General features: G+C 68.6%; 21 protein-coding genes. 8 read left to right on the plus strand and 13 right to left on the minus strand.

Going from position 1 to position 25,523, the window contains the following annotated elements:
- Positions 1-81: 81 nt before the first annotated feature.
- Genes E0H50_RS07800 through E0H50_RS07815 form a run of 4 tightly spaced genes read right to left on the minus strand, consistent with a single transcriptional unit; the run spans position 82 to position 4,716 of the window.
- On the minus strand, positions 82-1,539 hold the full coding sequence (locus E0H50_RS07800; RefSeq protein ID WP_131285906.1) for a mannitol dehydrogenase family protein: 1,458 nt from the start codon (positions 1,537-1,539) through the stop codon (positions 82-84).
- Positions 1,536-2,381 carry a carbohydrate ABC transporter permease gene (locus E0H50_RS07805; RefSeq protein ID WP_131285907.1) on the minus strand — a complete coding sequence of 282 codons (846 nt, stop codon included), beginning with the start codon at positions 2,379-2,381 and terminating at the stop codon, positions 1,536-1,538. The genes E0H50_RS07800 and E0H50_RS07805 overlap by 4 nt, the downstream gene beginning before the upstream one ends.
- On the minus strand, positions 2,378-3,340 hold the full coding sequence (locus tag E0H50_RS07810; RefSeq protein WP_131285908.1) for a carbohydrate ABC transporter permease: 963 nt from the start codon (positions 3,338-3,340) through the stop codon (positions 2,378-2,380). Before E0H50_RS07810 ends, E0H50_RS07805 begins: the two co-directional genes overlap by 4 nt.
- A gap of 11 nt (positions 3,341-3,351) precedes the next feature.
- Complete coding sequence (locus E0H50_RS07815; protein WP_131285909.1) at positions 3,352-4,716, minus strand: ABC transporter substrate-binding protein; 1,365 nt, start codon at positions 4,714-4,716, stop codon at positions 3,352-3,354.
- A 126-nt stretch (positions 4,717-4,842) separates the two neighbouring features.
- Between E0H50_RS07815 and E0H50_RS07820 the strand changes: the two genes are divergently transcribed.
- Positions 4,843-5,790: a sugar-binding transcriptional regulator gene (locus E0H50_RS07820; RefSeq protein WP_202868047.1), complete on the plus strand. Its 948-nt coding sequence runs from the start codon at positions 4,843-4,845 to the stop codon at positions 5,788-5,790.
- 6 nt (positions 5,791-5,796) lie between these two features.
- Entirely contained in the window at positions 5,797-6,585 is a 789-nt protein-coding gene (locus E0H50_RS07825) for a phosphotransferase (RefSeq protein WP_131285910.1), read from the plus strand.
- Here E0H50_RS07825 and E0H50_RS07830 read toward each other — a convergent pair.
- Positions 6,542-6,964, minus strand: a complete 423-nt coding sequence (locus E0H50_RS07830; RefSeq protein ID WP_131285911.1) for a hypothetical protein — start codon at positions 6,962-6,964, stop codon at positions 6,542-6,544. The two genes, E0H50_RS07825 and E0H50_RS07830, sit on opposite strands and share 44 nt — an antisense overlap.
- 62 nt (positions 6,965-7,026) lie before the next feature.
- On the opposite strand from E0H50_RS07830, the gene E0H50_RS07835 reads away from it, so the two are divergent.
- Complete coding sequence (locus E0H50_RS07835) at positions 7,027-7,632, plus strand: uridine kinase family protein (RefSeq protein ID WP_131285912.1); 606 nt, start codon at positions 7,027-7,029, stop codon at positions 7,630-7,632.
- A 91-nt stretch (positions 7,633-7,723) separates the two neighbouring features.
- A complete protein-coding gene (locus tag E0H50_RS07840) occupies positions 7,724-8,344 on the plus strand; it encodes a hypothetical protein (protein WP_165547029.1) in 621 nt (206 codons plus the stop codon).
- A gap of 14 nt (positions 8,345-8,358) precedes the next feature.
- Here the strand turns inward: E0H50_RS07840 and E0H50_RS07845 are convergent, their stop codons facing one another.
- From E0H50_RS07845 to E0H50_RS07870, 6 genes are all read right to left on the minus strand, one after another.
- The gene (locus tag E0H50_RS07845) at positions 8,359-9,639 is read right to left on the minus strand and encodes a thymidine phosphorylase (RefSeq protein WP_202868049.1); all 1,281 of its coding nucleotides are present in this window, start codon (positions 9,637-9,639) and stop codon (positions 8,359-8,361) included.
- Positions 9,636-10,025 (minus strand): cytidine deaminase, encoded by a 390-nt coding sequence (locus E0H50_RS07850; protein WP_202868050.1) that lies wholly within the window; start codon positions 10,023-10,025, stop codon positions 9,636-9,638. The genes E0H50_RS07845 and E0H50_RS07850 overlap by 4 nt, the downstream gene beginning before the upstream one ends.
- A 183-nt stretch (positions 10,026-10,208) precedes the next feature.
- Positions 10,209-11,498: an ABC transporter permease gene (locus E0H50_RS07855; protein ID WP_131285916.1), complete on the minus strand. Its 1,290-nt coding sequence runs from the start codon at positions 11,496-11,498 to the stop codon at positions 10,209-10,211.
- Positions 11,495-12,697 (minus strand): ABC transporter permease, encoded by a 1,203-nt coding sequence (locus E0H50_RS07860; protein ID WP_131285917.1) that lies wholly within the window; start codon positions 12,695-12,697, stop codon positions 11,495-11,497. Before E0H50_RS07860 ends, E0H50_RS07855 begins: the two co-directional genes overlap by 4 nt.
- Positions 12,697-14,247 (minus strand): ABC transporter ATP-binding protein, encoded by a 1,551-nt coding sequence (locus tag E0H50_RS07865; protein ID WP_131285918.1) that lies wholly within the window; start codon positions 14,245-14,247, stop codon positions 12,697-12,699. Before E0H50_RS07865 ends, E0H50_RS07860 begins: the two co-directional genes overlap by 1 nt.
- A 104-nt stretch (positions 14,248-14,351) precedes the next feature.
- A complete protein-coding gene (locus E0H50_RS07870) occupies positions 14,352-15,428 on the minus strand; it encodes a BMP family lipoprotein (RefSeq protein WP_131285919.1) in 1,077 nt (358 codons plus the stop codon).
- 298 nt (positions 15,429-15,726) lie between these two features.
- Between E0H50_RS07870 and E0H50_RS07875 the strand changes: the two genes are divergently transcribed.
- Positions 15,727-16,908, plus strand: a complete 1,182-nt coding sequence (locus tag E0H50_RS07875) for an amidohydrolase (protein ID WP_131285920.1) — start codon at positions 15,727-15,729, stop codon at positions 16,906-16,908.
- A gap of 28 nt (positions 16,909-16,936) precedes the next feature.
- Here E0H50_RS07875 and E0H50_RS07880 read toward each other — a convergent pair whose 3' ends face one another.
- Positions 16,937-18,511 carry an acyl-CoA mutase large subunit family protein gene (locus tag E0H50_RS07880; RefSeq protein WP_131285921.1) on the minus strand — a complete coding sequence of 525 codons (1,575 nt, stop codon included), beginning with the start codon at positions 18,509-18,511 and terminating at the stop codon, positions 16,937-16,939.
- Between the two features lie 154 nt (positions 18,512-18,665).
- Here E0H50_RS07880 and E0H50_RS07885 point away from each other — a divergent pair, with 154 nt between their 5' ends.
- Positions 18,666-21,776, plus strand: a complete 3,111-nt coding sequence (locus E0H50_RS07885) for a M14 family metallopeptidase (RefSeq protein ID WP_131285922.1) — start codon at positions 18,666-18,668, stop codon at positions 21,774-21,776.
- 42 nt (positions 21,777-21,818) lie between these two features.
- Here the strand turns inward: E0H50_RS07885 and E0H50_RS07890 are convergent, their stop codons facing one another.
- A complete protein-coding gene (locus tag E0H50_RS07890; RefSeq protein WP_131285923.1) occupies positions 21,819-23,033 on the minus strand; it encodes a hypothetical protein in 1,215 nt (404 codons plus the stop codon).
- 130 nt (positions 23,034-23,163) lie between these two features.
- Between E0H50_RS07890 and E0H50_RS07895 the strand changes: the two genes are divergently transcribed.
- Both E0H50_RS07895 and E0H50_RS07900 read left to right on the plus strand, forming a co-directional pair.
- Positions 23,164-24,288, plus strand: coding sequence for a glycosyltransferase family 4 protein (locus E0H50_RS07895; RefSeq protein WP_202868051.1), 1,125 nt, complete (start codon positions 23,164-23,166; stop codon positions 24,286-24,288).
- Positions 24,285-25,484, plus strand: a complete 1,200-nt coding sequence (locus tag E0H50_RS07900) for a glycosyltransferase (protein WP_131285924.1) — start codon at positions 24,285-24,287, stop codon at positions 25,482-25,484. The genes E0H50_RS07895 and E0H50_RS07900 overlap by 4 nt, the downstream gene beginning before the upstream one ends.
- Positions 25,485-25,523 lie beyond the last annotated feature (39 nt).

Here is a 25,523-nt window from a genome sequence, read left to right on the forward strand (position 1 = left end):
CCGCCCGCTGTCGAACGCTCACTGCTTACCCCGACCTGAATGACAGGGCTTGCGCAGTGAGTCATGGGTGATGACCCCAAACTAGAGCGCTTCGAGGGTGGCGCGGGCGCCGATCTCGTGGAGCGACTTCAGGGCGGCCCTGTACGGCGTGACGAAGCGCTCGTCCGACGCCAGGTCCCCGAACAGGTCCGGATCCGAGATGAACACCAGCGGGTCCTCCCGGTTGTGCTGCGCCCGCTCGACGAGCTTGTCGCGCAGCCGGTCGACGACCTCGATCGGCTGCCCCTGCTCGTCGACGCCCTCGGCGTACCGCGCCCAGGACGCGACCACGAGCACCGACCGCTTGATCTCCCGGCCGGCCGCGAGCTGCTCACGCACCACCGGCAGCAGCCACTTCGGGATCCGGTCCGAACTCTCCGCGCACAGCCGCGCCAGCGTGTCCCGTACCTCGGGATTCGCGAACCGCTCGATCAGCTGATGCTTGTACCGGTCCAGGTCGACACCGGGCACCGGCGGCAACGTCGGCGTCCCTTCGTGGTCCATGTAGCCGAGCAGGAAGTCGACGTACAACTTGTCCTGGCACACCTCGTGCGCATACCGGTAGCCGTCCAGGAACCCGAGGTAGCACAACGCCTGGTGCGAGGCGTTCAGCAGCCGCAACTTCATGAACTCGTACGGTTCGACGTCCTCGACGATCTGGACGCCGACCTCCTCGTACGGCGGCCGCTCGCCGCCGAAGTCGTCCTCGAGCACCCACTGCGTGAACGGCTCGCACACCACCGGCCAGCCGTCCTCGACCCCGAACCGTTCGGCCAGCGCCGCCCGGTCGGCGTCCGCGGTCACCGGCGTGATCCGGTCGACCATGCAGTTCGGGAACCGCACCTCGTTCTCCAGGAACTCGGCCATCGACGGGTCCTGGAGCCGGGCGAACGACGCCAGCATCTTGCGCGCGACATGCCCGTTGCCCGGGATGTTGTCGCAGGACATCACGGTGAACGGCGGTACGCCGGCCGCCCGCCGCCGGCGCAACGCCTCCACGATGAACCCGAACGCACTGCTGGGGACCGCCCCGGGTTCCAGGTCGGCCTCCAACCCCGCGATGTCGAGCTCCCCCGTCACCTGGTTCACGTGGTACCCGCCCTCGGTGATCGTCAACGACACGATCCGGGTCGCGGGGTCGACCATCCGGGCCAGCACGGCGTCCGGATCGTCAGGCGCGAACAGGTACCCCACGATCGAACCGATCACCCGGGGCTCCAGCGTCCCGTCCGGGTGTTTGACCACCAACGTGTACAAGCAGTCCTGGGCCGCCATCACCTCCGCCATCCGCCGGTCGTGCGGCAGCACGCCGACGCCGACGATCCCCCAGTCCAGGGCCTTCCCGTCGCTCATCAGCCGATCCAGGTACATCGCCTGATGCGCCCGGTGGAACCCGCCGACCCCGAAGTGCACGATCCCCGGCGTCACCGCCGTACGGTCGTACGACGGCACCGCGACGTCATTGCCCAGAGCATCCACGGCGGCAGCGGACAGCCTCACTTGACCGCCCCCAGCGACAGCCCCTGGACGAGCTTGTCCTGGGCGGCGAACCCGGCGATCAGCACCGGCAACGACACCACGATGGACGCGGCACAGACTTTGGCGAGGAACAATCCTTGACTGGTCACGAACCCAGTCAAGAACACCGGAGCCGTCTGCGCCACCGTGCCGGTCAGCACCCGGGCGAACAGCAACTCGTTCCAGCTGAAGATGAAACAGATCAACGCCGCCGACGCGATCCCCGGTGTGACGATCGGGGCCACCACGGAGCGCAGGGTGCGGGACAGGGTCGCCCCGTCGACCGAGGCCGCCTCGAGGATCTCCACCGGCACCTCGGAAAGGAAGCTGCGCAGCATCCAGACCGCGATCGGCAGGTTCATCGAGGTGTAGAGGATGATCAGCAGCCAGACGTTGTCGAGGAACCCGACCGACTGCGCGAACAGGTAGATCGGCAGCAGGCCGGCCACCACCGGCAGCATCTTGGTGGACAGGAAGAAGAACAGCACGTCCGTCCACTTCTTCACCGGCCGGATCGACAGCGCGTACGCCGCCGGGAACGCGAGCAGGATGACCAGCGCCGTGGACAGGATGCTCGCGGTCAGCGAGTTCGCGATCGACGGCCACGGTCCGGTGTCGAAGAACGACTTGTAGCCGGCCAAGGTCAGCGGCGCGCCCAGGTCGGGCGGATTCTTCGCCGCGTCCTCCTCGCTGTGGAACGAGGTCAGCAGCATCCACAGCACCGGCAGCACGAACAGGATCCCGACGATCCACGCCAGCCCGCCCAGCACGAACCCGCCACCACGATTCTTCTTACCCGTCACGATCGTGACCTGCCCACTCATCGACCGGTCTCCTCTCGGAACAGCGTGGACACCGAGCGCAGCGCGAAGGTGGCGATGGCGATCGTGCCGATCACCACGATCACCCCGGCCGCGGACGCCCGGCCGTAGTCGTGCGCGGTGTAGAAGGTCTGGTAGATCGTGTACGGGAGGTTCGCCGTCCCGAGGCCGCCGGACGTGATCGTGAAGACCGCGTCGAAGTTCTGCACGACGTAGATCGACCCGAGCAGCGCGGACAGCTCCAGGTACTGGCGCAGGTGCGGCAGCGTCATGTAGCGGAAGATCTCCCACTGGTTCGCGCCGTCGATCCCGGCCGCCTCGATGACGTCCAGCGGACGGCTCTGCAGACCGGCCAGCAGGATCAGCATCATGAACGGCGTCCACTGCCAGACCAGCGCGAAGATGATCGACCACAGCGGCTGGTTGCTGATCCAGTCCGGCTGCGGCGCGTTGTCGCCGAACAACCACTTCAGCACGCCGTTGAACAGGCCGTACGTCGGGTTGTACAGCGCATGCTTCCACAGCAGGGCCGCGGCCACCGGGACGACCAGGAACGGCGTGATCATCATCGTCCGGACAATGCCCCGGCCGCGGAACTTGCGGTCCAGCAGCAGCGCGATCAGCAGCCCGAGCACCAGGCTGATCAGGACGACGCCCGCGGTCAGCAGGATCGTCACCCAGATCGCGTGCCGGGTGTTCGCGTCGGTGATCACCCGCCGGAAGTTGTCGATCCCGGCGAAGCCGCGCTCGTCGGGGTAGTACGCGTTCCAGTCCATGAAGGACACGACGATCGTGACCACGAACGGCAACTGGGTCACGATGATCATGAACACCAGCGCGGGCAGCAACGGCGCCCGCCGGGCCCAGTCGCCGGTCCTGCGCATCAGCGTGCCCTCGGAGCCCGGCGGCGGCGTGGCGTGGCGCCCGGCTGCCTTGGTGTCGGGTTTCGCTTCGACAGACATGACCTCGCCCCTCACTTCGCTTGCCGCGAGCGGTACCGCTCGGCGACGTCGTCGGCGAGCACCTGCCCGCGTTTCAGTGCTTCGTCGACGCTCATCCGCCCGGCGATCGCCGAACTCACGTCCTGGCTGACCTGGGTCCCGAGATCCGGGAACTCCGGGATGTCGATGAACTGGATCCCCGGCGCCGGCCGCGGCTGGGTGCCCGGATTCTCCGGGTCCGCGTTCTCGATCGCGCTCTTGGTCGGCTCCGCGAACGCCGACGCCTCCTTGACGTACTCCGGCAGCTCGTACGTCGACGCGCGCTTCCCGGCCGGAACGTTGGACCAGCCAACCTTCTCGCCGACGAGCTTCTCGTAGTCCTTGCCGGACGCCCAGGAGATGAACTTCCAGGCGTTGTCCTTCTTCTTCGAGGCCTCCTGGATGCCCCACGCCCACGCGTACAGCCAGCCGGAACTGTCGGTCTTCACGACCGGCGCGGGCGCGTAGCCCATCTTGCCCTTGACCGGCGAGTTCGGCGCCTCGAGCGAACCGGCCGCCGACGTGGCGTCGTACCACATCGCGACGTTGCTCTGGATGGTGTTGTTCAGGCACTCGGTGAAGCCCGCCTGCGGCGCGCCCGCCTCACCGTGCGCGCGGACCAGGTCGACGTAGAACTTGGTCGCCTCGGTGAACTCCGGCGAGTTGACCTGCGCCTGCCAGTCCTGGGTGAACCAGGTGCCGCCGAAGGTGTTCACCACCGTGGTGAGCGGCGCGAACAGCTGGCCCCAGCCGGGCTGGCCACGCAGGCAGATCCCGCGCATCCCCGGTTGCGCGTTGTCCACCTTGGCCGCGATGTCCGCGACCTCCTGCCAGGTCGGCTTGTCCGGCATCGTGACGCCCTTGGCGGCCAGGATGTCCTTGCGGTACATGAGGAACGACGACTCGCCGTAGAACGGTTCGCCGTAGATCTTGCCGTCGTCCGCGGTCATCGACTGCGTCATCGGCTTCAGGACGTCGTCCTGGTCGAACGACGGATCCTCGGCGATGTAGTCCGACAACGGCGCGATCCACTTGCTCTTGGCATAGATCGGGATCTCGAAGTTGCTCACCGACGCCACGTCGTACTGACCCGCCTGGCTGGAGAACTCCTGGCTGATCTTGTCCCGGACGTCGTTCTCCGGCAGCACGGTGAAGTTCACCTTGATACCGGTCTGCTTGGTGAAGTTGTCGGCGGTGAGTTTCTGCAGATCGACCATCTGCGGGTTGTTCACCATCAGCACGTTGATGCTGTCCGCACCGCCGCCACCCGCGCCGCCACCCCAGCCCGCACAGCCGCTCACCGCACTCACCAGGAATGCGACGGCGACCGCTCCGATGCGTTTGCGCCTACTCAGCACATCTGCCTCCGCTCATTTGAGCACGCCTCCGCTCACACCATGAGTGAACCGGGAAGGGGGTTGACCTGTCAAGGGTCTGTGCAACACTTGGGGGCAGGTGTGCTCATATGAGCGGGGAGGCGTTGGATGGAGACGTTCGGGCCGGCACAGCTGGTGCTGACGGCGTCGATCGCGCGGCGGTACTACGTCGACGGCCGATCGAAGGTGGAGATCGCGGACGAGTTCCGGCTCAGCCGGTTCAAAGTCGCGCGGTTGCTCGACCAGGCGCGCAGCAGTGGGCTGGTGCGGATCGAGATCAGCCATCCCGGCGCGATCGATCTCGACCTGTCCGCCCGCCTGCAGGAGGCCTTCGGGCTGCGCCGGGCGATCGTGGTGGACACCCCCGAGATCGACGAGCCCGCTCTGCGGACGCAGCTCGGCAAGGCCGCGGCGGATCTGCTGTCGGAGATCGTCACACCCGACGACGTGCTCGGGCTGGCCTGGGCGCGGGCCGTGACCGCGATGACCGAGCAGCTGACCTCACTCGCCCCGGTGCCGGTCGTGCAGCTGACGGGTGCGCTGACCCGTCCGGACGTCGAGGCGAACTCGGTCGAGCTCGTCCGGCACACCGCGCGTCTGTCGGGTGGACCGGCGTACCTGTTCTACGCGCCGCTCGTCGTCCCGGACGCCGCGACGGCGCGCGCGTTGCGGCAGCAGCCCGAGGTCGCGGAGGCGATCAGCCATTTCGACTCGGTGTCGAAGGCGGTCGTCGGGCTCGGCTCGTGGTCGGCCGGCCAGTCGACGCTGTACGACGCAATGGACGAGAAGGCCTGCGAGCAGTTGCAGAAACGCGGCGTCGTGGCGGACATCTCCGGCGTTTTCGTCGACGCGGACGGCGTACCGGTGCAGAGCCGGGTCACCGACCGGGTGATCGCGATCAACGCCGAGCAGATGGACACGATCGACGAGGTGATCGCGATCCCGTACGGATTGGCCAAGGTGGAGGCGGTGCGGGCGGCCGTACGCAGCGGGCTGGTGAACGCGATCGTTACCCACGCACCCCTGGCGAAGGCCCTGCTGCAACAGTCAGACTGACCCGCGATGCCTGCTCCTGAGGTCGAGTTGGTCGGAGGTACGGCGAACCGCGGGTTGGTGGTGCGGGTCGGGGATACCGTCCGGCGGCCGCTGCGCGCCAGCAGTACGGCGACGCATGCGCTGCTACAGCACCTGGAAAACGTCGGATTCAAGGGTGCTCCGGCGTTCCTCGGGGTGGATTCGCAGGGGCGGGAGGTGCTCTCGTACCTGCCCGGGGAGACCGTGACAGCGCCGTACCCCTCCTGGTCCACGACGGATGCGGCCCTCGACAGCGTGGCGGTGCTGCTGCGGTCCTACCACCAGGCGGTGGCGGATTTCCGGCCCGCTGGGCTCGAGTGGGCCGAGCCGGTGCCGGCCGGGTACGTGACCGGGCTGATCAGCCACAACGACCCGAACCTCGACAACGTGGTCTTCCGGGACGGCGTCGCGGTCGCCCTCATCGACTTCGACCTCGCGGGACCCGGGTCGGCCCTGTGGGACGTCGCCACCGCCGTCCGGCTGTGGGCCCCGTTGCGCCCGGACGCGGACATCCACGACGTACGGCGTGGGCAGTCGCTCGCCCGGCTTCGCCGCTTCGCGAACGCGTACGACCTCACGGACGCCGACCGCCTCCGCCTGGTCGACGCCGCCGCCGACAACCACATCTGGTGCATGGACTACGTCCGCCGCGGCTCGGAAGCGGGCCATCCGTGGTTCCGCCAACGCTGGACCACCGGCGAGGCGGAGCTCACCGACCGCACCAACCACTGGTTCAAGCAGTCGGAGGCCGCACTTCGTCAGGCGCTTCTGGACTGAGCTCCCGCTCAGCCTCGTCCCGGCCCTCGTAGTACTTCTCCTGCGCCCGCTTGATCCACGGCGGGAACAAGACCGTCGCGATGCTCGGGAACGTGCCCCATTCACCGCCCACCGCGTACACCACGAACTCAGCACCTACCAGGGCGAGCAGCACGACCCAGCCCCGGCGGCAGATTCGCGGCCCCTCGTCGGACATCAGCCCGCGCCGCGTGACCGCTCCGACGGCGAACATCACCCCGATCAGCAGGAACAGCACCGCCCTCACGATCAGGTACCACCGGTCCGCACCGGTATACCTGCTGTCCCCGCGCAGGATCAGCACCGCGGCCACCACCGCCCCGACCGCGATCAGCCCGTAGAACGCGGCGCCCAGCTTCATTTTCGGCACACCTGATTATCGGAGGCCGGGATTGGCTGTTACTGCAGGAAGTGGAAGAGAATATGCCGGTGCGTTCACGGGTGGTACTGCTGGCGGGGCCTTCGGGGGCGGGGAAGTCGCGCCTGGCGGAGCAGGTCGGGCTGCCCGTCGTACGGCTGGACGACTTCTACCGCGACGGCGACGACGAGGCGATGCCCCGCTCGCCGCTGGGGATCGTCGATTGGGACGACCCACGCTCCTGGGACGGCGACCGCGCGGTCGCGGCCCTGGAGCGGTTGTGTACGTCGGGAACCGCCGACCTCCCGATCTACGACATCGCGGCCGACGGCACTGTCGGTCACCGTCCGGTCACCACCGGCGGCTCTCCGCTGATCGTTGCTGAAGGCATCTTCGCCGACCGGATCACCGGCGCGCTCCGCGACCGCGACCTGCTGGCGACCGCGATCTGCGTGTACCACCACCGCGTCGTCACGTTCGTCCGGCGGTTCCAGCGGGACCTCCGCGAGCACCGCAAACCCCCGCTGACGCTGCTCCGCCGCGGGCTGCTGCTGCTCCGCGACGACCCGCAGGTCGTCCGCCGCTGCGTCGCCGCGGGCTGCGAACCGCTTCATCCCAAGGCCGCCCGGGCCCGGATCGAGACGCTTCTCACGCACGCGGCATCTCAGTAGCACCAGGTTGTTCGCTTGAAGTTCACCAACTTCTGCTGGGATCGGTGTCGTGAGACGGAATGCGTCAGGCGTTGCCGTTGTAATGAGCGCGGTGCTGCTGGGTGTGACCGCCTGTGGGAGTGAGGACGGCGCATCGGCGAGTGCTGCCCAGACGCCGACGGCGAAGCACTCCGCACTGTCGGGTACGGCGGACAAGTCGGCGAAGAGCCTCCTCGCGGGACTCGTCGCGCTCCCCCGCGGGTACGTCGCGGATCCGCGCAACGTCACCGGTCCGTTCACCGCGACGTCGTATCTGACCACCTGGTCCGCCGACCCCGCGCTGGACCGCGCACTGCTGCTCAACGCGAGCTTCGTCGAGGGCTACCGGGCGACCCGGCTCAGCCCCGACAAGAAGAAGCGCTACACCGTCCAGCTGTTCAAGACCGGCTCGGCCGCCAAGGCGAAGGCTCTCCAGAACGGCCTCTGGAACCAGGACGTCCACGACCACTCGTTCAGCATCCCGAACGCACTCTCCGACGCCGGCGTCGAGTACGACGGCGGCACCGACCAGTCGGTCGCCCTGGCCGAGGCCAGCCTCGCGGTCGGCCCGATCGTCGTAGAACTCAGCGTCCGGGAAACCGGCGCCCTGGGCTCCAACCTCACCCCGGACACAGCCCTCATCACCGCACTGGCCAAAGAACAGCGCACCCGCCTGACCACCACGTCCAGCTGACCTGCTGGGTCGGGTCAGGCAGTGATCCGGTCGATCACCAGAGGGCCGGGCTCGTAGGAGCCGGCGACGGCGATGGCGTCCGTGAGGGACTCCAACGCGCGCTCGATGCGGGTCGGGTCGTCGGTGTGGAGGGTGAGCAGCGGCTGGCCCTCCTGGATGCGGTCGCCGGGCTTGGCGTGCATCTCGACGCCGGCCACCGCGGACACCGGGTCCTCCTTGCGCGCCCGGCCCGCGCCGAGGCGCCAGGCCGCGACACCGACCGCGAGGGCGTCGAGCTTGGACAGTACGCCGGACGACGGTGCCGGTACGACGTGCTGCTCGGGAGCGACCGGTAGCTCGGCGGAGGGGTCGCCGCCCTGGGCCGAGATCATCGCCCGCCAGGCGTCCATCGCCGTACCGTCCCGGAGCTTCTCGGCCGGGTCGACGCCGGTGACACCGGCCGCTTCGAGCATCTCGTTGGCCAGGGCAACGGTCAGTTCGATCACGTCGGCGGGTCCGCCACCGGCCAGCACCTCGACCGATTCGCGCACCTCCAGGGCGTTTCCGGCGGTCAGCCCCAACGGAACGGACATGTCGGTGAGCAGCGCGACGGTCTTCACGCCGGCATCGGTGCCCAGGGCAACCATGGTCTCGGCCAGCTCGCGGGCGTCCTTCAGGTCCTTCATGAACGCGCCGGACCCAACCTTCACGTCCAGCACCAGCGCGCCGGTCCCTTCGGCGATCTTCTTGCTCATGATCGAGCTGGCGATCAGCGGTATCGCCTCGACGGTCCCGGTCACGTCGCGCAGCGCGTACAGCTTCTTGTCCGCCGGCGCCAGGCCGTCACCGGCCGCGCAGATCACCGCGCCGACGTCCTCGAGCTGCCGCATCAGCTCGTCGTTCGACAGCGACGCCCGCCAGCCGGGGATCGACTCCAGCTTGTCCAGCGTGCCACCGGTGTGCCCGAGACCACGGCCGGACAGCTGCGGTACGGCGACCCCGCAGGCCGCCACCAACGGGGCCAGCGGCAACGTGATCTTGTCGCCGACGCCACCGGTCGAGTGCTTGTCCGCGGTCGGCCGCGACAGCTTGCCGAAGTCCATCCGCTCGCCGGACGCGATCATCGCCGCGGTCCAGCGGGCGATCTCGCGCCGGTTCATCCCGTTCAGCAGGATCGCCATCGCCAGCGCGGACATCTGCTCGTCGGCGACGTCGCCCTTGGTGTAGGCGTCGATCACCCAGTCGATCTGCCCGTCGCTCAGCTCGCCCCGGTCGCGCTTGGCCCGGATCACGTCCACCGCGTCGAAACTCATCATTCCTCCAGAAACTCGGGCCCGAACGCGTCCGGCAGCAGTTCGCGCAGCGGCCGGACCCCGGTCGCGGTCTCGATCAGCAGCCCCGGGCCGCCGTTCTCGTGCAGCAGTTGCCGGCACCGTCCGCACGGTGTCAGCAGATGTTCGTGCTGGTCGACGCACGTGAACGCGACCAGTCGTCCGCCGCCGGTCCGGTGCAGGTCCGACACCAGCCCGCACTCGGCACACAACGTCAACCCGTACGACGCGTTCTCGACGTTGCACCCGGCAACGATCCGCCCGTCGTCGGCGTACGCCGCGGCGCCCACCGGGAAGTGCGAGTACGGCGCGTACGCGCGGCGCATCATGTCGACGGCCACCGTGCGCAACGCGTCCCAGTCGACCTCCACCGTCCCAGCATCCCTCACTCCCGCCCCCATTTGGCCTGACCCCATTTGGCTGGCAGACCCACCGCCTTGGGGGTTTGCCACCCACTTCCAGGGTCACAAACCCCCCAGTTGCCTGGCCTACCCAGCAATTTCCCTGGCCTACCCAGCAAATGGGGACTCGGGTGGAGGAAGGGGAGGTGGGGGTTACTCGGTGACGTAGGGTTCACCGTCCGCCTTCGGTGCTCTGACTCGGCCGACCAGGCCGGCGACCGCGATGATGGTGGCCAGGTACGGCGCCATCAGCAGCAGCTCGCCCGGGATCGGGGTCTGGATGATCTGGAGCTGGGACTGCAGCTGGGTCGCGAAACCGAAGAACAGTGCCGCGACCGTCGCGCCGATCGGGTGCCAGCGCCCCATGATCAGCGCGGCCAGCGCGATGAACCCGTTGCCCGCGGTCATCTCCTTGGCGAACGAACCGGCGTACCCGACGGTGAAGAACGCGCCGCCGAGACCGGCCAGGACGCCGGCCGTGAGGACGGCGGAGTACCGGATCCGCTTGACCTTGATGCCGACCGTGTCGGCCGCCTTCGGGTGCTCGCCGACCGCACGGATCCGCAACCCCCAGCGGGTCTGGAACAGCACGAACGTGACGACGGCGACCGCGAGGTAGGTCAGGTAGACCAGGATCGTCTGGTTGAACAGGATCGGCCCGATGAACGGGATGTCGGCCAGACCCGGGATCTTCACCGCCGACAGCACGTTCGGCGTGTTCAGCTTCTCCGCGTCCGGCTGCATGAACTGGTCGAACAGGAAGCCCGTGATGCCGGTCGCGAACACGACCAGGACGACGCCGAGCACGACCTGGTTGACCAGGTACTTGATCGAGAACACGGCCAGCAGCGCGGCCATCAGCACACCGCTGGCCGCCGCGGCGATCAGGGCCGCGGTGGCGCTGTTCGTCGTGCTCGACACGAGCGCCGCGGTGAACGCGCCGACCAGGAACTGGCCCTCGATCGCGATGTTGATGACACCGGCCCGCTCGCACAGCACACCGGCGAGCGCGCCGAGGATCAGCGGTGTCGCGAAGTTCAGCGTGCCCTGGAACTGGTTGGCCAGCGGGAACGTCTTGCCCGCGGCCGCCCAGCACAGGAACGCGCCGATGAAGGCGACTCCCAGGACGGCGGCCAGCCAGCCGGCGTACCGCTGCGGGACCTGGCGCAGGACGTACGCGACCGCGGCGCCGACCCCGAGGATCCCGAGGACGATCGCCACCGGCTGCGCTGGCACTCCGAGCAGGTTGTTCTCCAGATCGCCCGAGACCAGCTGGAACGTCGCCTTGCCGCCCTTGGTGACCGCCGCGAGCGCGAGGCCGATCAGCGCGAAGACGAGCATCACACCGCCGACCCGCAGCCGGCGGGTGCGATCGGCCGGTGCCTCGATGACCTGCGGCTTCGCGGGCGCCGCCGGCACCGCGTCCGGAGTAGTGTCGGTCATCCGTTCCAGCCTTTCGCGAGAACCGCGCCCGCTCCGCGTTCCTTCGGCAGGAAGCGGAAGATCGAGCGCACCAGGGCCGGGGCCGCGACGAACAGCACGATCACGGCCTGCAGGACAGTGGTCAGAGTCAGCGGCGTCTGCGTGATCAGCTGCATCTGCAGACCGCCCGCGTTCAGCGCGCCGAACAGCAGGCCGGCCAGGACGGTACCGAGCGGCGTACCGCGTCCCAGCAGCGCGACCGTGATCGCGTCGAACCCGACCGAGGCCGCGACCCCGTCGGTCAGCGGCAGGTCGGTGCCGAGCACCTGCTGGGTCCCAGCCAGGCCGGCGAGCGCGCCGGCCACGACCATCGCGATCACGTACGCGCGGCCGACCGACATACCGGCCGTCCGGGACGCGTCCGCGTTCGCGCCGACCGCGCGGAGCTCGAAGCCGATCGTCGAGCGGTTCAGCAGCCACCAGACGAAGACCGCGGCCACCAGCGCCAGCACGAAGCCGAGGTGCAACCGGGTGTCCCCGAACTTCGGGTACTGCGCGTTGTTGTCGACGATCGGGGAGATCGGGTCGGTCCGCCCGGGCCGCTGGAACGTCTTCGTGGTCAGCAGCCAGGCGAGCAGGTAGATCGCGACGTAGTTCAGCATGATCGTCACGATCACCTCGTGGGCGCCGGTCCGGGCCTTCAGCAGACCGACCACGCCGCCCCAGATCGCGCCGCCGACCAGACCGGCGACGATCGCCAGCACGAGGTGCAGGACCGGCGGCAGGTGCCACGCGAAGCCGACGTACGACGCGAGGATCGCGCCCGCGATCAGCTGACCCTGGGCGCCGATGTTGAACAGTCCGGTGCGGAACGCCAGCGAGACCGCGAGACCGCCGCAGATCAGCGGCGTTGCCTGGGTCAACGACTCGCTGATCGGCGTCCAGCCGCCCAGCGCGCCGACCGCGAGCGACTTGTACGCCTCGCCGACCGCGCTCAGGGCGGCGGAGACGGTGTCCATCGGCGCGGCGCCGAAGTACCCGACCGCCTTCTGCACCTGCTCGTCGCCGACGATGATCAGGATCGCCCCGACCAGCAGGGCGAGCACGATCGCGCTCAGCGAGACCAGGCCCTGGACCGCCCACGACGGCAGGCCCGACCGCCGCTCCGGCTCCTTGGCCGGCGGCACGGGCGCCGGAGCGGCCTCTGTCTCAGTGCTCATCAGATGGTTCCCAAGGTCGTCGGGTTCTCGATCGCCACATCGTGCGCCTCCGACTTCGAGGCACCGGCCATCATCAGGCCCAGTTCGTCGCGGGGAGTGTCGGCCGGTACGACGCCGACCACCTTCCCGCGGTACATCACCGCGACCCGGTCGGCCAGCGCGGCGATCTCGTCCAGCTCGGTGGACACGATCAGCACCGCCGTACCGTTGTCGCGCTCCTTCACGATCCGTTGGTGCAGGAACTCGATCGAGCCGACATCCACACCGCGGGTCGGCTGCGAGGCGACCAGCAGCTTCAGCGGACGGGACAGCTCACGGGCCAGCACGACCTTCTGCTGGTTGCCGCCGGACAGCGACGACAACGGGTCGTCGACACCCTGGGTGCGGATGTCGAACTCCTCCACCCGGGCTTCCGCGTTCTTCTCGATCTCGTCGGTGTGCAGCGTCAGCCCGTTGCCGAACGGCGGCTTGCGGAAGAGGTCGAGGACCAGGTTCTCGGCCACCGAGAACGATTCCACGAAGCCGTCGTGCCAGCGGTCCTCGGGAACGTAGCCGATCCCCGCGTCCAGTCGCTGCCGGGTGGTCCGGCCGGTCAGGTCGCGCCCGTCCAGCGAGATCGTCCCGGCCGCGATCGGCGTCAGCCCGAGCAGCGCCTCGGCGAGCTCGGTCTGACCGTTGCCCTGGACACCGGCCACGGCGAGGATCTCGCCCGCACGCACCTCCAGGTCCACGTCGTCGACGGCGGTGAACCCGCGCTCGTCGATCACGGTCAGCCCCTCGACCCGCAGTACGGCGTCCTGCGGGTCGGCCGGGTCCTTGTCCACGACCAGGTCGACGGCGCGCCCGACCATCAGCTCGGCGAGTTCCTCCTCGGACGCGGACGGCTCCGCCTGCCCGACCACCTTGCCGCGGCGGATCACGGTGATCTTGTCCGCGATCGCCTTGACCTCTTTGAGCTTGTGGGTGATGAAGACGATCGAGGTGCCGTTCTCCTTGAGCCGGCGCATGACGCCGATCAGCTCGTCGATCTCGGCCGGCGTGAGCACCGCGGTCGGCTCGTCCAGGATCAGCACCCGGGCGTCGTTGGTGAGCGCCTTGATGATCTCCACCCGCTGCTGGACCCCGACCGGGATGTCCTCCACCAGCGCCTCGGGGTCGACCTCGAACCCGTACCGGTCGGACAGCTCGGTGACCAGCGCGTGCGCCTTCTTCCGGTCCAGGACGCCGGCGGCCCAGGTGTTCTCCCGGCCGAGCATGATGTTCTCGGCGACCGTGAACACCGGGACCAGCATGAAGTGCTGGTGCACCATGCCGATCCCGTGCTTGATCGCGTCGCTCGGCGAGGTGATCTGCACCTTCTCGCCGTCGATGACGATCTCGCCCGAGTCGGGCTGCAGCAGCCCGTAGAGCATGTTCATCAACGTGCTCTTGCCGGCCCCGTTCTCACCGAGCAGGCAGTGGATCTCACCCGGCTCGATGACCAGGTCGATGTGGTCGTTGGCGACCAGCGAGCCGAAGCTCTTGGTCAGGCCTGACAGCTCGAGGTGCATGCGGGCACCCTCCCCTTCAGACGGCGAGCCAGGAAGGCGACGACCTGTAGGTCTGCCTTCCTGGCTCGCACCGTACTACGCAACTGCCTGTGTTTGTGCCGGGTTCAGGATGCCTTCGGCTGAACCTTCGACTGCACGGTGATCTTGCCGCTGATGATGTCGGTCTTGATCTGGTCCAGCTCGGACTTCACGTCCGCCGGGATCTTGCTGTCGAACTCGTGGAACGGCGCGAGCTTGGTGCCGCCGTTCTCCAGCGTGCCGATGAACTGGGTGTTGTCGAACTTGTTGTCGACGACCGAGACGATGGCGTCCTTGACCGCGACGTCCATGCCCTTCGCGACGCTGGTGAGCAGCACCGAGCAGTACTCCGCGGCGCTCTCGCAGCCGTCGGTGTCGACCCAGATCGCGTTCACCTTGCCGTTGCTGGCCTTGGCCGCCTGCAGACCGCCGAGACCCGACGGGCCGGCCACCGGGAAGATCACGTCGGCGCCCTGGGTGATCAGGTTCTGCGCGTTGTTCTGGCCCTTGGCCTTGTCCTCGAAGTCACCGGTGAACAGACCCGCCTGCTTGGCGTCGTCCCAGCCGAGCACCTGGACGTTCTTGCTCTTCTGCGTGTTGTAGTAGCGCACGCCCTCGGCGAAGCCGTCCATGAAGATCGTCACGGTCGGGATCTTCAGGCCGCCGAACGTGCCGACCTTGCCGGACTTGCTCATCGCGGCGGCCAGGTACCCGGCCTGGAAGCTGGACTGCGCGGTGTTGAAGGCCAGCGGCTTCACGTTCTCGATCGGCTTGGCCGGCGCGGAGTCGACGATCGCGAACTTGATCGACGGGTTCGCCTGGGCCGCCTTGTCGGTGGCGTCCTCGAGCTTGAAGCCGACCGAGACGATGATGTTGCACTTGGCACTCACCATCGCGGTCATGTTGGTCGGGTAGTCGTTGTCCGACTTCGACTCCGCCTTGACCTCGGTCAGGCCCTTTTCCTTCACCGCGTCCTGCAGACCCTTGTACGAGGTCTGGTTGAACGACTTGTCGTCGAAGCCCCCGGAGTCCGAGACCATGCAGGCCTTGAAATCCTTGTTGGCGCTACCGCCTGCGTTCTCCTCGGTCGGCTTGCTGCCACACGCGGCGACGGCGAGCGTCAGTACGCCCACGATCGCCGTTCCCCGCACGTACTTCTTCACCGGAAGTCTCCTTCGTCGACCAGATACGGTTGCCGCCGCACGCCTTCCCCCACGTGCCGCATCCGCAGACTATAGGGCGCGGTCAGTGTTTCTTTGAACGTCAAGCAGGCCTCGATACCGGAAAGTGACCGGCATCCGCGTCACATTTCGACAACTTCTCCGGTGTGGTCACCGCCCGCGCTCCCCACGTCACGGTGTGCACGCTCCGTGGTCGCGCTCACCGAGCGTGGCGGTCACGGCTGGTGAGGAGCGGTAGGCTCGGCGCGTCCCGGCGTACCCGTGCTGTCACAATCTCGGGATGAGTCATCAGCTACTGGTCGCGGACGTGCTGGCGCGGGTCGAAGCAGTCCGTGAGGACATGGTCGACGTACGCCGCGATCTGCACGCGCACCCGGAGCTCGGGTGGCACGAAGTGCGGACGACCGAACTGCTCGAGAAGCGGCTCGTCGGGGCCGGGCTGTCACCGCGGGTGCTGCCGACCGGGACCGGGCTGATCTGCGACATCGGGTCCGGCGACACCTGCGTCGCGCTGCGCGCCGACATCGACGCCCTGCCGGTGCCGGACGGCGTGGACGCGCCGTGGCGGTCGACCCTCGACGGGGTGGCTCACGCGTGCGGTCACGACGTACACACCGCCGCGCTGCTCGGTGCGGCGCTCGTGCTGGCCGGGATGGCGCGCGACGGGCAACTCGACCGGCGGGTCCGGGTGATCTTCCAGCCCGCCGAGGAGGTCATGCCCGGTGGTGCGCTCGGCGTCATCGCGGCGGGCGGTTTGGACGGCGTACGGCGTATTTACGGTCTGCACTGCGATCCGCGGCTGCAGGTGGGCGAGGTCGGCCTGCGCGTCGGCGCGCTGACCGCCGCCGCCGACCGGCTGCTCGTCCGGCTCACCGGCCCCGGCGGCCACACCTCCCGGCCGCACCTGACCGCCGACCTGGTCTACGCGCTGGCGACCCTGGTCTCGGCGCTTCCCGCTGCGCTCTCCCGCCGCGTCGACCCGCGCGCCGGCATGTCCCTCGTCTGGGGCCGCATCACGTCCGGCTCCGCCGCCAACGCGATCCCGTCCCGCGGCGAGGCCGAGGGCACCCTGCGCTGCCTCGACGTCAACGCGTGGCGACTCGCCGAGGAACTCATCCCGTCACTGGCCGCCCAGATCGTCACGCCGTACGGCGTCGAGGTCGACACCGAGGTCACCCGCGGCGTACCGCCCGTGATGAACGACCCGCACGCGATCAACGTCCTGCAGAACGCCGTCCACCAGACCCTCGGCTCCAGCGCCATCGCCCCCACCGACCAGAGCCTCGGCGGCGAAGACTTCGCCTGGTACCTCGATGACGTCCCCGGCGGCATGGCCCGCCTAGGTGTCCGCCCACCCACCCAGGAAACCGCCGCCGACCTCCACACCCCCGGCTTCGACCCCTCCGAAGAAGCCATCACAGTAGGCACCACCCTCCTCACCACCACCGCCCTCCTGGACTGAATGACACCGCTCCGCGGAGCGGTGTCGGTCAGAAGGTGTCGGCGGGGATGTAGATGCCCCAGACTTCTCGGAGGGTGTTGCAGACTTCGCCGACTGTGGCCCGGGCTTTGAGGGCCTGTTTCATGGGGTGGAGGCAGTTGTCGTTGCCTTGGGCAGCTTTTTTGAGGGCGGTCAGGGCCTCGTCGACCGCGGTCTGGTCGCGGGTGGCTCGGAGGGTGGCGAGGCGGGCTACCTGCTGGGCCTCGATGGCGGGGTCGACGCGCAGCGGTTCGTACGGCTCCTCGTCGGTGATCTTGAACTTGTTCATCCCGACGACCACTCGCTCGACGGAGTCGATCTCCTGCGCGATCCGGTACGCCGAACGCTCGATCTCCTGTTTCTGGTACCCCTTCTCGATCGCCGCGACCGCTCCGCCGTACTCCTCCACCTGCTCCATCAACGCGACCGCCGCCTCCTCGACCTCGTCGGTGAGCGACTCGACCACATACGAGCCGGCGAACGGGTCGACCGTGGCGGTGACGTCGGTCTCGTAGGCGAGGACCTGCTGCGTCCGCAGCGCGAGGCGGGCTGCCTTCTCGGTCGGGAGCGCGATCGCCTCGTCGTACGAGTTCGTGTGCAGCGACTGGGTCCCACCGAGTACGGCGGCCAGCCCCTGGATCGCCACCCGTACCAGGTTCACCTCAGGCTGCTGCGCCGTCAGCTGCACTCCGGCCGTCTGGGTATGGAACCGCAACATCAACGACTTCGGATTGCGCGCGCCGAACTCCTCCCGCATCACCCGCGCCCAGATCCGCCGCGCCGCCCGGAACTTCGCGACCTCCTCCAGCAACGTCGTACGGGCGACGAAGAAGAACGACAACCGCGGCGCGAACTCGTCCACGTCCAGCCCGGACGCGACCGCGGCCCGGACGTACTCGATGCCGTTCGCGAGCGTGAACGCGATCTCCTGCGCGGGCGTCGCCCCGGCCTCGGCCATGTGGTAGCCGGAGATCGAGATCGTGTTCCAGCGCGGCAACTCGGCATGGCAGTACGCGAAGATGTCGCTGATCAGCCGCAGCGACTCCTTCGGCGGGTAGATGTAGGTGCCGCGGGCGATGTACTCCTTCAGTACGTCGTTCTGGATCGTGCCGGTGAGCTTGTCACCGGAGACGCCCTGCTCCTCGGCCACCAACTGGTAAAGCAGCAAAAGCACGGACCCGGGCGCGTTGATCGTCATCGACGTGGACACCTGGTCCAGCGGGATCTTGTCGAACAGCACCCGCATGTCGTCGATCGAGTCGATCGCCACCCCGACCTTGCCGACCTCGCCGTGCGCGATCGGGGCGTCGGAGTCGTACCCCATCTGGGTCGGCAGGTCGAACGCGACCGACAGTCCCATCGTCCCGTGGTCGATCAGCTGGTGGTACCGCTGGTTCGACTCGGCCGCCGTCCCGAACCCGGCGTACTGCCGCATCGTCCACGGCCGCTGGGTGTACATCGTCGGGTACACGCCGCGGGTGTACGGGAACTGCCCCGGCTCCCCCAGCTTCGCGTCGGCGTCGAACCCGTCCAGCGGCCCGTACACCGGCGCGAACTCGAACCCCGACTCGCTCCGATGACTCATTCTCCCACGGTAGGCCGAACCACGCTCCCACTGGTATGCACAGCCCGGGTGAGATCGAGCACGCCAGGTGATCGCGGGCGATGGGCTGTTGACTTGTGATCTGGCTCACAGGAGGCTGCGACTCAGTATGCACCGTCGACCGGGGAGGGGCGACATGCGTAGATCTCCTGTTCTCATCACAGGACTAGCAGTACTGGCAGTCGTAGCGGGGGCGCTGGCCGCAGGACCGGCAGCGACCGCAGCACCAGGGCCAGGGGGTGACGGCCTGGAGGTCTACGTCGGCGAACTGGATCCGCAACAGCTGCAGAAGCTGGCGGACATCGGCGTGGACCGCGAGGGCCTGACCACCGGGCGGACCGCCGACGGCAAGGCCAAGGTCGAAGTCGTCATCACCGACCGGCAGGCCGACAAGCTCCGGTCCGACGGCGTCGACCTGAAGGTCAAGCAGGTGAAGGGCCGCGACGCCTCGGACGAGGCCGCCCGGCTCGCGCTCGTCGGCCCGACGGTGTTCCGCCCTTACAGCGGCGCCGGTGGGCTCGCCGAAGAGCTGAGCACGACAGCGGCCGCCAATCCGGCACTGGCCAAGTTGGTTCGGATCGGTACGACGGTGCAGGGCAAGCCGATGCTCGCCGTCAAGGTGACCAAGGACGCCCGCACGCTCACCGACGGCGCGCGCCGCTCGGTGCTGTACATGGGCGCGCAGCATGCCCGCGAATGGATCACCCCCGAGATGGTCCGCCGGCTGCTCCACCACGTCCTCGACAACTACGGCAGCAACGCCGAGATCACCAAGCTGGTCAACACCACCGAGCTGTGGTTCCTGCCGGTCGCCAACCCCGACGGCTACGACTACACGTTCACCGGGGACCGGCTGTGGCGGAAGAACCTGCGCGACAACAACGGCGACGGGACCGTCGCCCCCGGCGACGGCGTCGATCTGAACCGCAACCTCGCGACCAAGTGGGGTTACGACAACGAGGGCTCGTCCCCCGATCCGATCAGTGACACCTACCGCGGCAGCGGCCCGAACTCCGAGCCGGAGACCAAGGCCCTCGACGGGCTGTTCAACCGGGTCCGCTTCACCGAGCTGATCAACTACCACTCGGCCGCGCAGCTCATTCTGTACGGCGTCGGCTGGCAGGTCAGCACGCCTTCGCCGGACGACGTCATCTCCGCGGCGATGGCCGGCGACGACGCGAACCCGGCCGTCCCGGGCTACGACCCGGACATCTCCGCCGAGCTCTACACCACCAACGGCGAGACCGACGGGCACGCGACGAACAGGTACGGCACGCTCGCGTTCACGCCGGAGATGTCGACCTGCCAGGCCGCGTCGGCCGTGGATCCCAACGACCAGTGGAAGCCCGAGGACTGCGTCAGCGTCTTCACGTTCCCCGACGACGAGACCTTGATCCAGGGCGAGTTCGCCAAGAACATCCCGTTCGCGCTGTCGGTCGCGAAGTCCGCCCAGGACCCCGACGATCCGGTGTCCGTGGTCGGCCAGAAGGCCGCCGACCTGGTCGCCGACCCGTTCACGGTCTCGTACGGCACCACCCAACCGGTCGCGGTGACGGCCAAGCGGGCGTTGAAGAACCTGCGGATCAACTACCGGATCAACGGCGGCGCCGCCATCGACGACAAGGTGGCCGAGTGGCAGGGCGGCGAGCGGTACGGCGACTCCGACGACCACTACTACGCCGAGTTCCGCGGGACTGTCCGTCGTACCAAGCCTGGTGACTCGGTCGAGGTGTGGTTCACCGGCAGCAAGGTGGGGACCGGCGCGGTCTCCAGTGAGCACTTCACCTACAAGGTCGCCACCGACATCGGCGGGCAGGTGCTGATCCTGGCCGCCGAGGACACCACCGGCCTCAGCCCGGTCCAGGGCGTCGCCACCGCCAAGTACGCCGACGAGTACGCCGCAGCGCTCGCCGCGAGCGGGATCTCTTCGGACGTGTACGACGTGGACGCGAACAACCGGACCGCCCCGCACCACCTCGGCGTTCTCTCGCACTACAAGGCGGTCGTGTGGGAGACCGGCGACGACATCATCACGCGAGAGGTCGGCCAGGTCCCGGGTACGGCGGCTGAACTGGCCCTCGACCTCGAGCTGTCCGTCCGCGACTACCTCAATGAGGGCGGGAAGCTCCTGCACACGGGCAAGTACGCCAGCTACGCAAGCAGTCAGGACGGCGCGTACTGGTACAACCCGTTCGAGGAGCAGCAAGGTGAGTGCACCACGCCAACGCTGTATCCGTGCATCCAACTGCTGAACGACTTCGAGCAGTACTGGCTGGGCGCCTACAGCTACGTCGACAACAGCGGTAGCGACGCCAACGGGGACCCGTTCCCGATCCGCGGAGTGTCCGGCGCCTTCAACGGGTACGCCGGGACTCTCAACGGCGGTGACTCGGCGAACAACCAGGACCACACGGCAGCGTTCGTCCTGACGTCGAGTGTGTTGCCCACGGCACAGTTCCCGCAGTTCGCCAGCTCGGCGCCGCTCAAGTGGGATCGGCCTGGTGCTGCGCCGTTCGAGCCGGTCACAGGTTCGCAGTACGTGTACAGCCAGCGCGGCGACATCAGCTACAAACGGTTGACCCGCACGGTCGATCTGACCAGCGTGACCGCTGCGACCCAGCCGTCCTTGGCGTTCAAGATCTCCTACGACACCGAGGCGAACTGGGACTACGTGTTCGTCGAGGCCCACACTGTCGGTCAGGAGGACTGGACGACGCTGCCGGACCTGAACGGCCACACGGCGCAGGACACCGGCCAGAGCTGCCCGGCCGGTTGGGTGACGGCTCTGCATCCACAGCTCGGGCACTACCAGGGCACCGACTGTTCACCGGTCGGTACCTCCGGAACCTGGAACGCGGCATCCGGTTCCAGCGCGGGCTGGCAGGACTGGAAGGTCGATCTCGCGCCGTACGCCGGGAAGCAGATCGAACTCTCGATCAGCTACGTGAGTGACTGGGGAACCCAGGGCCTCGGCGCGTTCGTCGACGACACCACGGTCACGGCCGGCACGACCGTGACGACGTCGTTCGAGACCGACCTCGGCGGCTGGACCGTGGCCGGACCGCCACCCGGCTCGGCGGCGAACCCGAACGACTGGATCCGCACCACCACCGCCTTCCTCGAAGGAGCCGGCGTCACGACCAGAGACACCGTGTACGTCGGATTCGGCGCCGAAGGCCTGACCACGCAGGCGATGCGCACCGACCTGGTCCGCCGGTCGATGATTCACCTGTTCAGTACGCCGTAGCCGATCGGCCGCCCTGGTCTCCACGACCAGGGCGGCCGGTCCCTACCAGCGGAACGTGAGCGTCTCCGCCGGCAGCCGCTCGCGCACGTCGCACACCAGGTCGGTCAGCGTGTCGGCCAGTTCCTGGTCGGCGAGACGGCCATGGGTCATCACGCACAGTTGCGCGCGGTAGTTCTCGCCCTTGCAGACGAGCATCGCGCGGAGCGCCCGCGGATCGTTGGCGAGGAAGTCGGTGAACTGCGGGGTGAACAGCACCTTGGCGAATCCGGGCTGCGGCGTGCCCGTGGCGAACAGTTCGTCGTACGCCGGATCGCCGGTCAGGTACTCGTCGTCGAACCGCGGACTCACCCCGGACGGCACCAGCGCCTTCGAGGCCGACACACAGACCGGCCACACCCAGGGCACATCGATCTTGACCACGATCGCCCAGTTCTTCTGCTGCCACAGCTCCGAGACGTGCTCGTACCGCTCGATCTGGTGCCCGCGGTACTCGAGTTTCTGCAGGAACGCGATCGCCCCGGACGGAGGCTCGCCGAGGAGCTCGGGCGGCATCGTCGAGATCGGACGGTCGCCGGCCGATCCCCCTTCGAGCGCGAACGCGGGGATCAACTCCAGGAGGCGTCCCGCGAACTCGGCCAGCTCACGCAGGACCTTGACATCGGTCACCTTCCCGTCCCGCCAGACGACCAGCGTCGGCCCTTCGATCCGGAACGTCGGCGCGGCCGGGTCGTCCAACAGCAGTTCCATGACCCGCGGGTTCACCACGTCGTGCGCGAACTTCAGGTCCGCGCACTCCACCCGGAACGCCTCGTTGAACCGGCCGCTCTCGAAGTCGATACCTCCGCCGAGCGCGGAACGCCGTACGGACAGAGCGGGTAACGAGGTCGGCAGCTCGACCACCGCCGCCGCGCACACTCCGCTGCGCAGGCCGCTCGCACCGGTCTCCTTGCCCTGCGGCAGGTCCGGCGTGTGGTACCAGCTGAACTGCATCAGCAGCGCGGGCCGGCCAGCGATCGTGCTTCCGGACAGCAGGTCCTGGACGTCGTGGCTGGTGCCCTCGTCGAACGGCGCGCCGTGGAAGCGATCAAGGAGCCCATCGGTCCCGTTCGTGTACCGCCAGCCGTTCCGCGTGCCCCACCAGCTGATCGAGCTCTTGCTCTGGTCCCGTTCGACCGCGCGTCCGGCCCACCACCAGACCAGAGACCCCAGCACGACGAGTACGGCCGCCACCGCGACGACGATCCCCAGAGTTCGCATGCGACTAACCAAGCACAGCCCGGTGGCAACCTGAAGGACACTTCAAGGCCCCGCACCTGTCGACAGGGCATCGACGCCGTGTCACGGACGCGTCGCCCAGAGTTCATGGTCGGTGAGGAACCTTCGAAGTGTGCGAATCGTGATGGTGGCCGAGACCTTCCTGCCGCAGATCAATGGCGTGGCGAACACGGCTCGCCACGTCGCCGACCGGCTGCGTGCCCGCGGGCACGACCTGCTGATCATCGCCCCCGGACCGGGTCCCGACAGCTACGGCGACGTCCCGGTACTCCGGGCCCGGAGCTTCCGTACGCCGGGCTACAAGGAGTACCCGGTCGGCCTGCCGGACCCGTCGATCGAGCGGGCGATGGCCGACTTCCGGCCCGACCTGGTGCATCTCGCCTCGCCGTTCATCATCGGCGCGTACGGGCTGCGCGCGGCCCGGAAACTCGGCGTACCGACGGTCGCGATCTTCCAGACCGACATCGCCGGCTTCGCCCGCCAGTACCCCTGGTACGCCGCCGCGGACCGCGGGATCTGGCGCTGGGTGACCCGCACGCACTCCCGCGCCGACCGCACCCTCGCACCGTCGACCTCGGCCGTCGACGCGCTGGTCCAGCGCGGCGTACCGCGGGTGCACCGCTGGGGCCGCGGCGTGAACCTCGACCTGTTCGACCCGTCGAACCGGGACGAACGGTGGCGCCGGGGGATCTCCCCGGACGGCCGGCCGATCGTCGGGTACGTCGGCCGGCTCGCCGCCGAGAAGAAGGTCCGCCGGCTCGCGGAACTGACCGAGCTGGACTGCCGGATCGTGATCGTCGGCGACGGCCCGGACCGCGCCGCCCTGGAACACGCGTTGCCGACGGCAACCTTCCTCGGGATGCGCCGGGGCGCCGACCTGGCGTCGATCTTCGCCGGGCTGGACGTGTTCGTGCACACCGGCGAGCACGAGACGTTCTGCCAGACGATCCAGGAGGCGCAGGCCTCCGGCGTCGCGACCGTCGGCCCGGCCGCGGGCGGCCCGCTCGACCTGATCAACCCGGGCGAGAACGGCCTGCTGTTCGAACCCGGCCGGTCCGGCTCCCTGCGGGATGCGGTCAAGACCCTGCTGGACCACCCGACGGCGCGCGGGCGGATGGCCGCGAACGGTCTGCAGCGCGTGCAGTCCCGCACCTGGCCGGCCGTCGTCGACGACCTCGTCGACCGCCACTACGCCGAAGTACTCCAAGAGGCCGCGGCCGTACGGCGGGTGGCATGACGGGGTTGCGGATCGCCCAGCTGGCCAACTTCGTCGGGCCGACGTCCGGTGGGATGCGGACCGCGATCGAGCACATCGGCCAGGGGTACGTCGAGGCCGGCGCCGAGCGGATCGTGATCACGCCGGGCGAGAAGGACTCCGTGACCGAAACCGAGCTGGGCACGATCGTCCGGGTCAAGGCGCCGAAGGTGAGCGGCGGGTACCGGCTGATCACGACGCCGTGGACCGTGGTCGACGTACTGAAGCGGTTCCGGCCCACCACGGTCGAGATCTCCGACAAGTCGACGCTGCTCCCGGTGGCGCGCTGGGCCCGCAAGAACGACATCGGCACGGTCCTGTTCAGCCACGAGCGGCTGGACGCGATGCTCGCGCTCGGCGCGGCCCGTCCGGGTCAGCTCGGCGGCAACGACGTACTGCGTCCCGGCCGGATGCTCGGCGAGCGGCCGGTCAAATGGGGTGCTGACGGGGTCAAGTACAGCCAGCTCGGCATGGTCGCGACCGTCGCCGCGCTGTACAAGATCCTCGGCCGCACGTACGACGCCGTCGTGGTGACCTCGCGCTACGCGGCAGCCGAGTTCGACGAGGTGACGACACCACTGGTCCGGATCCCGCTCGGGGTCGACCTCGACACGTTCCACCCGTCGCTGGGTGAACCGGTCGACGACGGCGTACTGAAGCTGGTGCACGCGGGCCGGCTGTCCCGCGAGAAGAGCCCGCACCTGGCGGTCGCCACCGCCGCCGAGCTGCACCGCCGCGGCGTGAACGTGCGGATGGACGTCTACGGCACCGGCCCGCACCTCGACGAGCTGATCGAGATCGCCGGGGACGCGCCCGTCACGTTCCACGGGTACGTCGACGGCCGCCGTACGCTCGCCAGGCACCTCGCCGAGGCCGACATCGCCCTGTCCGTCTGCCCCGGCGAGACCTTCGGCCTGGCCGTCCTCGAAGCCCTCGCCGCCGGCACCCCGGTCGTCACCGCGAACACCGGCGGCGCCCGCGAACTCGTCGACGAAACCTGCGGCCGCTGGGCCCCCGCCAACCCCGCAGCCCTCGCCGACGCCGTCCTCGCTCTGGCCGACCTCCCCCACCGCCGCCCCGCCGCCCGCCACCGCGCCGAGCTCTACCACTGGCAAGCCTGCGTCGACCACATGCTCGCCCTCCACACCCGCCTGACCCAGTCCCGCCTCGCTGCGTAAGCACACCGCAACAGCCCGCTGATCCCGATTGCACGAAGT

It is taken from the genome of Kribbella sindirgiensis, from assembly GCF_004331435.1.
In the GTDB taxonomy this organism is placed as follows: domain Bacteria; phylum Actinomycetota; class Actinomycetes; order Propionibacteriales; family Kribbellaceae; genus Kribbella; species Kribbella sindirgiensis.

What these genes read in the sequence shown, in the direction of transcription:
- E0H50_RS07835 (WP_131285912.1), top strand. Translation starts at nt 7,027, where the DNA reads ATGCCGGTGCGTTCACGGGTGGTACTGCTGGCGGGGCCTTCGGGGGCG.
- E0H50_RS07860 (WP_131285917.1), bottom strand. Translation starts at nt 12,697, where the DNA reads ATGAGCACTGAGACAGAGGCCGCTCCGGCGCCCGTGCCGCCGGCCAAG.
- E0H50_RS07810 (WP_131285908.1), bottom strand. Translation starts at nt 3,340, where the DNA reads ATGTCTGTCGAAGCGAAACCCGACACCAAGGCAGCCGGGCGCCACGCC.
- E0H50_RS07805 (WP_131285907.1), bottom strand. Translation starts at nt 2,381, where the DNA reads ATGAGTGGGCAGGTCACGATCGTGACGGGTAAGAAGAATCGTGGTGGC.
- E0H50_RS07885 (WP_131285922.1), top strand. Translation starts at nt 18,666, where the DNA reads ATGCGTAGATCTCCTGTTCTCATCACAGGACTAGCAGTACTGGCAGTC.
- E0H50_RS07830 (WP_131285911.1), bottom strand. Translation starts at nt 6,964, where the DNA reads ATGAAGCTGGGCGCCGCGTTCTACGGGCTGATCGCGGTCGGGGCGGTG.
- E0H50_RS07890 (WP_131285923.1), bottom strand. Translation starts at nt 23,033, where the DNA reads ATGCGAACTCTGGGGATCGTCGTCGCGGTGGCGGCCGTACTCGTCGTG.
- E0H50_RS07900 (WP_131285924.1), top strand. Translation starts at nt 24,285, where the DNA reads ATGACGGGGTTGCGGATCGCCCAGCTGGCCAACTTCGTCGGGCCGACG.
- E0H50_RS07875 (WP_131285920.1), top strand. Translation starts at nt 15,727, where the DNA reads ATGAGTCATCAGCTACTGGTCGCGGACGTGCTGGCGCGGGTCGAAGCA.
- E0H50_RS07880 (WP_131285921.1), bottom strand. Translation starts at nt 18,511, where the DNA reads ATGAGTCATCGGAGCGAGTCGGGGTTCGAGTTCGCGCCGGTGTACGGG.
- E0H50_RS07845 (WP_202868049.1), bottom strand. Translation starts at nt 9,639, where the DNA reads ATGATGAGTTTCGACGCGGTGGACGTGATCCGGGCCAAGCGCGACCGG.
- E0H50_RS07820 (WP_202868047.1), top strand. Translation starts at nt 4,843, where the DNA reads ATGGAGACGTTCGGGCCGGCACAGCTGGTGCTGACGGCGTCGATCGCG.
- E0H50_RS07825 (WP_131285910.1), top strand. Translation starts at nt 5,797, where the DNA reads ATGCCTGCTCCTGAGGTCGAGTTGGTCGGAGGTACGGCGAACCGCGGG.
- E0H50_RS07855 (WP_131285916.1), bottom strand. Translation starts at nt 11,498, where the DNA reads ATGACCGACACTACTCCGGACGCGGTGCCGGCGGCGCCCGCGAAGCCG.
- E0H50_RS07865 (WP_131285918.1), bottom strand. Translation starts at nt 14,247, where the DNA reads ATGCACCTCGAGCTGTCAGGCCTGACCAAGAGCTTCGGCTCGCTGGTC.